At 67.0% G+C, this 12,165-nt stretch carries 7 protein-coding genes; 5 read left to right on the forward strand and 2 right to left on the reverse strand.

Translation table 11 applies throughout. The annotated features are described in order from the left end of the window. Positions 1-8 precede the first annotated feature (8 nt). Together P12x_RS27530 and P12x_RS27535 are read right to left on the reverse strand one after the other, a co-directional pair. Positions 9-1,484, reverse strand: coding sequence for a TonB-dependent receptor (locus P12x_RS27530; RefSeq protein ID WP_435008233.1), 1,476 nt, complete (start codon positions 1,482-1,484; stop codon positions 9-11). Positions 1,485-1,650: 166 nt separating this feature from the next. Then, positions 1,651-4,581, reverse strand: coding sequence for an FAD-binding and (Fe-S)-binding domain-containing protein (locus tag P12x_RS27535; RefSeq protein WP_435008235.1), 2,931 nt, complete (start codon positions 4,579-4,581; stop codon positions 1,651-1,653). Between the two features lie 341 nt (positions 4,582-4,922). Here P12x_RS27535 and P12x_RS27540 point away from each other — a divergent pair, with 341 nt between their 5' ends. The 5 genes from P12x_RS27540 to pckA all read left to right on the forward strand — a co-directional run bounded on the left by P12x_RS27540 (position 4,923) and on the right by pckA (position 12,115). Further along, entirely contained in the window at positions 4,923-6,689 is a 1,767-nt protein-coding gene (locus P12x_RS27540) for an NADH-ubiquinone oxidoreductase-F iron-sulfur binding region domain-containing protein (RefSeq protein WP_435008237.1), read from the forward strand. 43 nt (positions 6,690-6,732) lie between these two features. Then, positions 6,733-7,137, forward strand: a complete 405-nt coding sequence (locus P12x_RS27545) for a four helix bundle protein (RefSeq protein WP_435008239.1) — start codon at positions 6,733-6,735, stop codon at positions 7,135-7,137. 83 nt (positions 7,138-7,220) lie between these two features. Then, entirely contained in the window at positions 7,221-9,482 is a 2,262-nt protein-coding gene (locus P12x_RS27550) for a cyclic nucleotide-binding domain-containing protein (RefSeq protein ID WP_435008240.1), read from the forward strand. A gap of 52 nt (positions 9,483-9,534) precedes the next feature. Continuing rightward, the gene (locus P12x_RS27555) at positions 9,535-10,377 is read left to right on the forward strand and encodes a hypothetical protein (protein ID WP_435008241.1); all 843 of its coding nucleotides are present in this window, start codon (positions 9,535-9,537) and stop codon (positions 10,375-10,377) included. Between the two features lie 124 nt (positions 10,378-10,501). After that, the gene (gene pckA / locus P12x_RS27560; RefSeq protein ID WP_435008243.1) at positions 10,502-12,115 is read left to right on the forward strand and encodes a phosphoenolpyruvate carboxykinase (ATP); all 1,614 of its coding nucleotides are present in this window, start codon (positions 10,502-10,504) and stop codon (positions 12,113-12,115) included. Positions 12,116-12,165: the final 50 nt, after the last annotated feature.

Genomic DNA, 12,165 nt, shown 5'->3' on the forward strand with positions numbered 1-12,165 from the left:
GCCGGCGATCAGCCGGCGCCCCCCCCCTGGGCGGCATGCTCCTCCCCCTGGCAGTAGCCGAAGAATCCTTGCTGCTTGATGAGCGAGGCGACCTCCGGCGGCACCATCGACTCCCAGGTCGGGTCGCAGTCGCGGATCTTGGCCAGGACGTCGCGCGAGAAGATCCGGAGGTAATCCTTGTTGTAGAAGTCGAGGCTCTCGATGTACCCGTTCTCGACCAGGTGCTCGTAGAGGCCCTGGAGTCGCGGCTCCACCTTGAACTTCTGGACGGTCACGAGTTGCCTCGTCGAGGTGTCCAGCAGCGGGTAGACGTAGAGCTTGAGGTCGTTCTTGAACAGTCGACCGAACGATTCGAGGATCCCCCCCTCCAGGTGCTCGTAGTAGGTCTCGTCCAGGAGGTCGCGCAGGCTGGGGATGCCCATGGTGATGCCGATGGGCATCTTGGTGTAGCGGCGGAGGTAGGAGGCCAGCCGGTAATATTCGAAGTAGTCGGAGATGAGCACGGTGGCCCCGGTCGCGGCCAGGACGTCGGCACGGGCGAGGAAGTCGGCGTAGTCGATCCCGCCATGCTCGCCGCCGGTCGAGCGCAGGTTGCGCATCGTCAGTTCCATCAGCGAGACGATCTCCGGGGCCTGCTCCCCTTCGAATCGCGTCGCGACGTGGTGCGAGAACTGCTGGCGGGCGCACTGGAGCATGTCGACGTTCACATGCGTGACCGGCCGGAACGAGCCGCGCTCGACCAGGATCGGCTTCTTGTACAGGACCTCCGACGGCTGGAGGACCTCGCCGGTGGCCGAGAACATGGCCGCGTCGCTGAGTTCGAGCTGGACGAGCTTCAGGCTCATCAGTCGGGGGTCGACGTCCCGGAACTCGGGCCCGGAAAACTTGATCATGTCCACTTCGATCCGCTCGGCCGAGAGGTCGTCGAGCAGCGAGTGCATCAGCTCGTCGGGGTCTTCGAAGTGGAACATCGCGCCGTGGATCAGGTTGACCCCGATGATCCCGAGCGCCTGCTGCTGCGAGACGTTATCCTTGTCGAGCATCCGGACGTGCAGGACGATCTGGCTGGGCTCGGCGCCGGGCTTGGCCTGGTACTTGATGCCCATCCAGCCGTGGCACTCGTTGGTCCCCTTGAAGTTCCGGGCGGAGACGGTGTCGGAGAACACGAAGAAGTCGGTATCCGACCCTCGATTCCCGCCCAGGCGTTCCTGGAGCAGCGCGTACTCGTAATCGAGCATCGTCTGCAACCGCTCCCGGCAGACGTACCGGGGCGAGGGGCCGTAGATGGCATCGCTGACCGTCATGTCGTAGGCCGACATGCTCTTGGCGATCGTCCCGGCGGCCCCACCAACCTGGAAGAACCACCGGACGACCTCCTGCCCGGCGCCGATCTCGGCAAATGTCCCGTACTTGCGCGGGTTCAGGTTGACGGCCAGCGCCTTCTGTTGCGTCGCCAGATTCTTGCGGTCGGTCTTCAGTTCCAAGCTTCCCTCCCATGCCAGGCCAGGTCGGACCGGCCGTTCTCCCTCGGCCGCCGACATCGATCATCTTACGAAAAATGCGCCGGGCGCGATCCCCCAAGTCCCGGAGGACCGGGGTCCGGGGCGATCCCCAAGGTCGGAAAGTCGTCCCAAGGTCGCCAATCGCCGATCAACCGGTGGGCGGCTCCAGATGCTCGGCGATCAGCTCGATCGGGTGGGAAGCATCGAGCCCCCCCAGGCCGTGGACCTGGCTCCGGCACGAGAAGCCGGGGGCGACCAGCCGGGCGGCGGGCTCGGCCCTCGCGGCGGGCAGGAGAACCCGCTCGGCCAGCGCCTGGCTCATGTCGTAATGGCCCCGCTCGTAGCCGAACGAACCGGCCATCCCGCAGCAGCCGGAATCCAGCTCCTTCACCTCCAGGCCGTCGATCCGCCTCAGGGCCGCCACCGTCCCCGACGCCCCGACCAGGGCCTTCTGCTGGCAGTGGCCGTGGACCAGGACCTTGCCCGATCCCCGTCTCAACGGCAGGTCGGGAAAGCTCGATCGGTCGGCCACGAAGTGGTCGACCAGCCGGGAAGCCGAGGCCACGAGGTCGGCATCGGGGCCGAGTCGGAAGTCGCGATACTCGTCGACCAGGGTCAGCAGGCAGCTCGGCTCGCACCCCAGGATCGGCGTCCCCGCGCGGGCGGCGTCGACCAGTCGCGCCACGTTCTCGCGGGCCAGCGTCCGGCCCATCGTCAGCAGACCCTTCGAGATCGCCGGGCGGCCGCAGCAGGGGAGCCCCGCCAGCCTGACCTCGTACCCCCCCGCTTCCAGGACCCGGACCGCCGCGCGGCCCACCTGAGGGTTGTTGTACGTGGTGAAGCAGTCATCCATCAGGATGACCGAGCCTCGCGAACCGGCCCGAGGGTCGGGCCTGTGGCGGCGGAACCAGCGACGTAGGTTGTCGAACGCGAAGGTCGGCAGGGTCCGCCTCCGGTCGATCCCGGCGACTTTCTCCAGGAGCCACTTGAAGGCGGGGTTCGTCAGGGTCGCATTGGCCAGAGGGGCCGTCGCCGACCCGAGCCGGCTCAGCGGCCGGATGTGGGCCATCAGGAGCGAACCGAACGGGACCGGCTTATTCTTGTACTTCTGATGGAGATATTCGGCCTTGAGCTTGGCCATGTCGACGTTGGACGGGCACTCGGTCTTGCACGCCTTGCACTGGAGGCAGAGATCCAGCGCCTCGTCGAGCGCCTCGGACGCCAGGCCGTCGGCGGGGATCTCGCCGCCCATGACCAGCCGGAGGGTGTTGGCCCGGGCCCGGGTCGTCTGCTTCTCGTCGAGCGTGACCATGTAGCTCGGGCACATGGTCCCGCCGCCGTTCTTCCGGCAGGCCCCGACGCCCGAGCACATCTCGACGGCCCGGGCGAATCCCCCCTGGGCGGAGAAGTCGAAGGCGGTGGCCTCGGGCTCGCGGGCGTGGTAGTCGGGGCCGATCCGGAGGAGCCCGCCGGGGTCGGGCGAGGCCACGACCTTGCCGGGGTTCATCCGATCCTTCGGGTCGAAGGCGTGCTTGACCTCGGCGAAGGCGGCGTAGACCTCGGGGCCGAACAGCTTGGCGTTCCAGACGCTCCGGGCCAGCCCGTCGCCGTGCTCGCCCGACATCGAGCCGCCGAACTCGACGACGAGGTCGGAGACCTCCCGGGAGATCGATCGGAGGGTCTCGACGCCCTCCTCGGTCTTGACGTTGATGACCGGACGGATGTGGAGGCAACCGACGTCGGCGTGGCCATAGCAGGCGCCGATGGTCCCGTGACGGGCCAGGATCGCGGCGAACCGGTCATAGAAGGCGGGGAGTCGGTCGGGACTGACGGCGGTGTCCTCGACGAAGGCGACCGGCTTGGCGTCCCCGACCATCCCCATCAGGAGCGAGACGCCGGCCTTCCGGATCTTCCAGAAGTCGTCCTTGGCGCTCTCGGTCAGGCTCTGGCGGATGCCCAGGACCCCAAGCTGGCCCCGGAACCGACGGGTCAGGTCCTCGGCACGCCCGGCCAGTTCCTCGGCCGAGTCGGCGTAGAACTGCGCGGCCAGGACGGCGGCGGGACGCCCCTCGGCGAAGCTCAGGCTCCGGGCGTAGTCGGGGTTGCTGGCGGCGAGGTCCAGCATCATCCGGTCGACCATCTCGACCGCCGCCGGGCCGGTAGCGATGATCTCGGCCAGGCGATCGAGGGCGGCCGGGATCGTGGCGAACGAGAGGATCACCAGGCCCTGCGCGACCGGGATCGGCACCACCTTGACCTCGGCCCCGGCGATCACCGCGAGCGTCCCCTCGGACCCCACGATCAGGCGGGCCAGGTTGAAGGCCCAGGGGTCATCGACCCAGCCCGGGGCACGGACCGGGAGCCCGGGGATGAACTCGTCCAGGTTGTAGCCGCTGACTCGTCGGAGGATCCGGGGAAACCGCCGTTCGATCGCGTCGCGGTGGTCCTCGACCGCCTTCCGGACGCTCGCGTGCAACGTCCCGAGGCGATCGTTACGCGAGCAGGCCACGTCCAGATCTTCGGGCGCGACCGGGCCGAGGGTCACGCGCTCGCCGTCGTCGAGGACGACATCCAGCGACCGGACGTGATCGACGGTCTTCCCATAGCGGAGCGACCGGGCCCCGGCCGAGTTGTTGCCGATCATCCCGCCGATCGTGGCCCGGTCGCCGGTCGAGACGTCCGGGCCGAACATCAGGCCGAGAGGCCGGAGGTGCGCGTTCAGCCGGTCGAGCACCACGCCCGGCTCGACCTTCACCGTCATCCGGTCCCGGTCGACGATCCCGATCCGGTTCAGATACTTGGAGAGATCCAGGATCAGGGCTTCGCCGACGGTCTGCCCCGAGAGGCTGGTGGCCGCACCCCGGGGGAGGACCGGCACCCCTTCTTCATAAGCGATCCGGACGGCGGCGGCCAGGTCCTCGACCGTCCTGGGGAGGACCACGCCCACCGGCTCGACCTGATAGAGGCTGGCGTCGGTGGCGTAGAGCCAGCGGTCGGCGGGCTCGAAACGGACTTCGGACGTCGACTCGCGGAGGAGCCGATCATGGAGCCTCGACGAGGCGGCGGTCGTGGTGGGCATCGTGGTGGAAGCTCGGTGGCCTTCGTGGCTGTGGGCGGCGATCCGTCGGGACGCGTCCCTTCGTCGTCCTGGGTTCGATTTTACGCCAGGACCGCCCCGGTCGGCCACGCCTCATCGATCCGAAGTTGCGATCGACCTGCGATCAAGGCCCGGGCCGGACCCGCCCCCCGGGCTTCGTCCTCCTCGGAGGCACCGATCCGCCTATCTTGTCGGAACAACCGGCTCGAACGCTTGACTTGGCGGGTCCGCCGTCTTAGGTTCAATCGGTCCGAGGCCACCGGGCGACGTCCCGCCCTTCGTTCGTCCGGCGTCGCGAGCCTTCACCGTTCAGCGAGCGATCGATGATCGTCCAGCAACTCCGCGAAATCCAGCACAAGCACGGGTGGCTTCCGGAGCGAGAGCTTCGCGAGCTATCGGACCGGACCGCGACCCCATTGCACCGGATCCATGAGGTCGCCAGCTTCTTCCCGCACTACCGGCTCAAGCCCGGCCCGACGGTCGACGTCAAGGTCTGCCGCGACATGGCCTGCCACCTCCGGGGCGGCCCGGCGATGCACGAGGCGATGGAGCGATACGCGGCCGAGGTCGGCGGCGGCGAGGTGAAGGTCGAGGGGGTCTCCTGCCTCGGCCAGTGCGACAGCCCTCCCGCCCTGGCGATCAACGACGCCTGCTTCTGGGGGATCACCGCCTCGCAGGCGCGGGCGAAGGTCCGGGCGGCCCTCTCCAAGGACAAGATCCACCAGCAACACGCCGACCGGTCCCCCCTGGGCTGGAAGATCGACATCTACGACGGCCAGCCCCGCTACGAGGCCGTCCGCTTCCTGGTCTCCGACGTCGAGGGCGGCCCGTCGCTGAACCATCGACGCGATCAGGTGATCGAGTCGCTGAAGGTGTCCAACCTCCGGGGGATGGGCGGGGCGGGGTTCCCGACCCACCTGAAATGGTCGACCGTCCGGACCCAGCCGGGTCCCGAGAAGTACGTCGTCTGCAATGCCGACGAGAGCGAGCCGGGGACGTTCAAGGACCGCGAGTTGATCCGTCGGACGCCTCACCTGCTGGTCGAGGGGATGATCCTGGCCGGCCTGGTGGTGGGGGCGACCCGAGGTTTCATCTACTGCCGCCATGAATATGAGGAAGAGATCGAGGTCATCCAGGAGGCGATCGAGGCGGCGTATCGGGCCAACATCTGCGGCGACTCGATCCTCGGGTCGAACCTCTCATTCGCGCTCGAGGTCTACGTCAGCCCCGGGGGGTACATCTGCGGCGAGGAGACCGCTCTCCTGGAAGCGATGGAAGACCGCCGGGGCGAGCCCCGGAACAAGCCCCCATTCCCGGTCTTCTCGGGCCTCTACTCCAAGCCGACGGTCATCAACAACGTCGAGACCCTCTGCTGGACCCCCGGGATCGCCATGAGGGGCGGCGAGTGGTATCGGGACGGCGGGACCCGAGGGGCCACCGGCCTGAGGTTCGTCTCGATCAGCGGCGACGTCAACGAGCCGGGCGTCTACGAGGTCCCCTTCGGCCAGACCGTCCGGGAGCTGGTCTTCGGGTCGGCCGGCGGGATGCTCGGCGACCAGAAGCTCAAGGCCATCGCCACCTCGGGGCCTTCCGGCGGGTTCCTCCCGGCCGTCCTCCGGAGGGAGAACCTCGACTCGCCCAAGTCGAAGCCCTGGGCCGAGAAGAATTTCGCTCCGGGCTCGGACACTTATGACATCCTCGACCTGCCGCTGGACCTCCAGACGCTGGGCGAGGTCGACAACATGCTGGGGGCCGCGTTCGTCGCGGTGGGGTCCGACGCCTGCATGGTGGATTTCGCGCTGAACTGCGTGCGATTCTACCGGAACGAGTCGTGCGGCAAGTGCGTCCCCTGCCGGGTCGGATCGCAGAAGCTGACCGACATCCTGGACCAGATCACCCAAGGCAAGTTCCCCCACAAGGACCTCAAGGTGGTTGATGACCTGGCCCAGGCCATGTCGTTGACCTCGATCTGCGGCCTCGGCCAGATCGCCGCCAACCCGATGAAGACGCTCATGAAGCACTTCCCCGAGGAGCTCGAAGAGCACCTCAAGCACAAGCGATGCCCGGCCGGTGTCTGCTTCCGCGATTAGAGCCCGGAGGACTCAGGACTCCTTCGGATCGCTCGAGGTTTCCTTGCGACCCAAAATCGAACGATTTGAAGACCTTGTGGCCTGGCAAAAAGCTCGCATCCTGGTCCGCGAGGTCTATCGAGTGACAAAGATCGGAGCATTTACGAAAGACTTTGGTCTGGCCAGTCAGAAGCAACGCTCGGCCGTCTCCGTCATGGCCAATATTGCCGAAGGCTTCGACCGGGGTAACCGAGCCGAGTTTCATCAATTTTTATCCATCGCCAAGGCGTCATGTGCCGAATTGCGATCTCATCTCTATGTTGCGTCCGATGTTGGGTACATTCGCCCTGATGAATTCCACCAACTCTTCGAGTTGGCCGAAGAAGTCACCCGGATCCTCTCGGCCCTCCGTGCTGCCGTGGCCCGACAGCGAAACGAGCAAAGGGCCGAAAAGCGTCCATCAGCTTGAGTCCTCCAGTCCTGAACCCCGAGTCCTCCAGTCCTGGGCCCTGAGTCCTCCAGTCCTGGCCCTTGAATAGGGACGATCCCGATATGAGCCAGCCCGCCCCGATGGTGAAGGTGACGATCGACGGGATCGAGGTCGAGGTTCCCTCGGGGACGACGATCTTCGACGCCGCGCAGAAGGTCGGGATCAAGATCCCGGTCCTCTGCCACCGCGAGTACATGAACCCGGTGGCGGTCTGCCGGGTCTGCGCCGTCGACGCCGGCGAGCGGGTCCTGACACCGGCCTGCTACCGACAGATCACCCCCGACATGGCGGGCCGGAAGATCCAGACGGCCGAGACCAGCGAGAAGGTCCGCGACTCGGTCTCGACCCTGGCCGAACTGCTCATGGCCGACCACCCCTCGCCCTGCGTCAAGCACCGCGAGCACGGCGACTGCGAGTTGGAGGTGATGGCCGAGCAGTTCGGGGTGACGACCTCGCGGTTCTCCAAGGCCGAGCCCCGACACCGCGACGACTCTTCGGTGGTGATCGCCGTCGACCACTCGGCCTGCATCCTCTGCGACCGGTGCGTCCGGGGTTGCAACGATATCCGAAACAACCAGGTGATGGGCCGGATGGGCAAGGGGTTCGCCGCCCGGATCGCCTTCGACCTCGACTCCTTGATGGGCAACTCGTCGTGCGTCTCGTGCGGCGAGTGCATGGTCTCGTGCCCGACCGGGGCCCTGACCAACCGGACGGTCGTGAACCGGGTCGTGGACGAGCCCGTCTCGAAGAAGAAGAAGACCACCGAAGGCCCGGTCTCGCCGGACGACCTGATCAAGCTGCCGCTCTTCGAGGGGATCTCGCACGCGTTCCTCCGGTTCAACGAGAACGCGGTGGTCCGCCGGAAGTTCAAGAAGGGGGAGGCGATCTGCGTCGAGGGGGATTACGGCTCGACCGCCTTCTTCATCGAGAAGGGCCGGGTCGACATCTTCATCAACTCCTCGTTCAACCACACCAGGACCCGGGGCGGAAAGCTTGGCCGGGGGCTCTTCGGGCTGGCCCAGAAGCTAACCACCGTCTTCGAAACCCGGAAGCAGGACCAGCGCGAGGGGGAGAGCACCAACCAGTACATCAATATCGGCGAATCCATCGCGTTGCGGTACGACAACCCGATCGGCTCGCTGGAGGCCGGCGACATCTTCGGCGAGATGACGTGCATGAACTCCTACCCCCGGTCGGCCACCGTCACCGCCGCCGAGGAGGAAGTGACCGTCCTGGAGATGGACCGCAACGTCCTGTACATCCTCCAGCGGAGCAAGAAATCGAAGGCGATGCTGGACGAGCGGTATCGGAGGAGGGCGATCGACAACCACCTCCGGAGCGTCCCCATCTTCTCGGCCGTGGCCAAGGACGAGCACGAGTTCGACCGGCTGGTCGACCTGCTCCGCGACCGGGTCACCCTGGAGCGTAAGAATAACGGCGAGCTGATCTTCAATCAGGGCGACCCGGCCGACAACTTCTACCTGATCCGGACCGGGTTCGTGAAGGTCTCGCAGAGCCACATGGGGGCCGAGCACGTCCTGAACTACCTCGGGCCGGGCGGCTTCTTCGGCGAGATCGGTCTGCTGGCCGACCTCCCCGAGGTCCGGGCCTACGGGGTGGCGGCGCCCCGACGGACCGCGACCTGTTCGGCGCTGGACCACGTCGACCTGGTCGGGATCTCCGCCGAGGCGTTCCAGGAAGTCCTCGACGAGTTCCCCGAGGTCCGCCGCCAGATCGTCGATCTGGCCGTGAAGCGGCTCGAGGACACCGCCGCCGCGCTCCAGCAGATCGAGAACCGGCCGCTCTCGGAGTACCTCAGCCAGGGGCTCTTCAACGCCCAGAGCTTGCTGGTCCTCGACCTGCAGAAGTGCACCCGCTGCGACGAGTGCACCAAGGCCTGCGCCGACACCCACGACGGGGTCACCCGCCTGATCCGCGAGGGGCTCCGGTTCGACAAGTTCCTGGTGGCCAGTTCCTGCCGGTCGTGCCTGGACCCGTACTGCATGGTCGGCTGCCCGGTCAACTCGATCCGCCGCCTCAACTCGCGCGAGATCATCATCGAGGACTGGTGCATCGGCTGCGGGAAGTGCGCCGAGAATTGCCCCTACGGCAACATCAACATGCACTCGCTGCCCGAGAAGATGGTGCCCGACCCCGCCAACCCGGCGCACAAGATCGCCGTGGTCCAGCAGAAGGCCACCACCTGCGACCTCTGCTCCAGCGTCGATGGCCAGCCCAGTTGCGTCTACGCCTGCCCCCACGACGCCGCCCACCGGATGACCGGGCCGGAACTCCTGGAGGAGATCAAGCTTTCGCAGGTCTGATCCACCTGGCTCGTCGGGGGGACCGTAGGGCTCCACTCTCGGAGATCGCCGCATGCGGTTCCCCCGCTTCCGGGCGCCAATCTCGTCGTTCCGGGCCTTGCTGGGCCTCGTCGTCCTGGTCGGCCTGGGCCTGGGCGTCGTGGTCATGCCCTACGTCGGTCACCTCCGCCGGTTGGCGGAGGTCCGACGCCTCGGCGGCCTCGCGACGACCGCCCCTTGCTGGCAGGCCCGGCTCATCGACGACCGTTCGACCGGCCCGGTGATCGGGGCCGTTTTCGACGTGCCGCTCGATGATTACGGGATGGAGTTCATCGGCCGGCTCGTCGAATTGGAGGACCTGGAGGTCGACGCGGGCCTCGCGGCGGACGATGGGCTTTCCGCCCTCGAATCCCTCGTGAATCTCCGCAGGCTGACCCTGACCGGGCCAGGCCTGACGGATGACTCGCTCTACCACGTCCAGAAGCTGATCCACCTGGAAGAACTCTCCCTGATCGACCTTCCGATCACCGACGAAGGGCTGGGGCGACTCGCCCCACTCGACCGCCTCCGGGTCCTGTCGATCAGCCGTGCGAATTTTGAAGGAGGAGGCCTCGATTATCTCCAGGAATTGCCGGGCCTTCGCGAGATCCGGCTGATTGACAATCCGGAATTCAACAATCGGGGCGTGGCCCATCTCCAGGGCGCAACCCAGTTGCTCAGCGTCAGCCTGGAGGCCAATCCGAACCTATCCGACTCGGGCCTGGGCTGCCTGAAGCCGATGACGCATCTCGCTCGCCTATCCGTCGTCTCTCCGACGGGGACGTCCTTCTCCCGGAGGAAAATCCGGGAGGTCGAGTCGGCCCTGCGATGGACCAAGGTGGCGATCGATTCGCCGGACGCCGATCGAACGTGGTGAGGCTGGGCTGCGGGCGGTCCCCTTGCCGAATTATCGACAAGGATGGTACTACGGTCTAGGTAAGGGGAGGCGAGCCGATCGCCCCGTGAGACGGAGCGGGTTTTCACCGAGCATCGAGGCGTTGATGAGCGAAGGTCCCGAGCGAGTGGTGGGCGAAGTCGCCAGCAAATACACCCTGGACGACCAGGGAATATCGAGGACTGGCCCCCAGCACTGGAACCTCCCGACGGCCCGGCTGGTCGAGCAGGCGATCCTCCGGGAGGAGGGGACCCTGACCGACACGGGCGCGCTCGTCTTCCTGACCGGCCAGTACTCCGGGCGGTCTCCCGAGGACAAGTTCATCGTCCGCGAGCCCTCGGTCGAGCTCGAGGTCGACTGGGGGAAGGTCAACAAGCCGTTCGACCCGGCGAAGTTCGACGCCCTGGCCGATCGGGTCTTCGAGCACCTCCGGGGGCGTGATGTCTGGGTCCAGGACGCCTTCGGCGGGACCGACCCGGACCATCGTCTTCCGATCCGCGTGGTCTGCGAGCGGGCTTACCATGCGCTGTTCGCCCATCAACTCTTCGTCCGCGCCTCGCCCGAGGAGCTGGCCCGCCATCGGCCGGAGTTCACCATCGTCGCCGTGCCCGACTTCCAGGCCGTCCCGGAGCGAGACGGGACCCGGAGCGAGGTGTTCATCCTGTTGAACTTCGCCCGGAAGCTCGTCCTGATCGGCGGGACGCTGTACGCGGGCGAGATCAAGAAGTCGGTCTTCTCGATCCTGAACACGCTCCTGCCGTCCCGGGGCGTCTTCCCGATGCACTGTTCGGCCAATGTCGGGCGGGACGGAGACGTTGCGCTGTTCTTCGGGCTCTCGGGGACCGGCAAGACCACGCTCTCGGCCGATCCGTCGCGCGAGCTGATCGGCGACGACGAGCACGGCTGGAGCGACCGGGGAGTCTTCAACTTCGAGGGGGGCTGCTACGCCAAATGCATCCGGCTGGACCGGCTGAACGAGCCGGAGATCTACGAGGCCATCCGGTTCGGGACGGTCCTGGAGAACGTCGTGATCGACCCGGTGACCCGGACCCCCGACTTCGCCGACGCCAGCCTGACCGAGAACACCCGCGCCGCCTACCCGATCGAGGCGATCCCCAACCACGTCCCCTCGGGGCGCGGGGGGCATCCCAGCCACCTGATCTTCCTGACCTGCGACGCCTTTGGCGTCTTGCCGCCGCTCTCCCGGCTGACGCCCGAGCAGGCGATGTACCACTTCCTCTCGGGCTACACCGCGAAGGTGGCCGGGACCGAACGAGGGCTGGGGGCCGAGCCCTCGGCGGTCTTCAGCACCTGCTTCGGCGCCCCGTTCATGACCCTCCCGCCGGCCCGGTATGCCGACCTCCTCGGGCAGAAGCTCCGACGCCACGAGGTCGACGCCTGGCTGTTGAACACCGGCTGGACCGGCGGCGTGTTCGGCCAGGGGCGACGGATCAAGCTGCCCCACACTCGGGCGCTGGTCGAGGCCGTCATGAACGGCTCGCTGGCCGACTCGCCGACCGACGTCGACCCGATCTTCGGCCTCGAATACCCGACGAGCTGCCCCGGCGTGCCCCACGAAATCCTGAGGGCCCGAGACGCCTGGGCCGACCCGTCGGCCTACGACGACCAGGCCGCCCGGCTCGCCGCCCGGTTCGTCGAGAACTTCAACCGCTTCGAAGGGGTGGATCGGGCGATCCTGGAGGCGGGGCCGAGAGCCTGATCGAGCCGGATGGCCAGGTACCGGGTGACTCCCTTTCGGGCAGGATGCGT

Source organism: Tundrisphaera lichenicola, assembly GCF_051175385.1.
In the GTDB taxonomy this organism is placed as follows: Bacteria; Planctomycetota; Planctomycetia; order Isosphaerales; family Isosphaeraceae; genus Tundrisphaera; species Tundrisphaera lichenicola.

What these genes read in the sequence shown, in the direction of transcription:
- P12x_RS27540 (WP_435008237.1), top strand. Translation starts at nt 4,923, where the DNA reads ATGATCGTCCAGCAACTCCGCGAAATCCAGCACAAGCACGGGTGGCTT.
- P12x_RS27535 (WP_435008235.1), bottom strand. Translation starts at nt 4,581, where the DNA reads ATGCCCACCACGACCGCCGCCTCGTCGAGGCTCCATGATCGGCTCCTC.
- P12x_RS27550 (WP_435008240.1), top strand. Translation starts at nt 7,221, where the DNA reads ATGAGCCAGCCCGCCCCGATGGTGAAGGTGACGATCGACGGGATCGAG.
- P12x_RS27555 (WP_435008241.1), top strand. Translation starts at nt 9,535, where the DNA reads ATGCGGTTCCCCCGCTTCCGGGCGCCAATCTCGTCGTTCCGGGCCTTG.
- pckA (WP_435008243.1), top strand. Translation starts at nt 10,502, where the DNA reads ATGAGCGAAGGTCCCGAGCGAGTGGTGGGCGAAGTCGCCAGCAAATAC.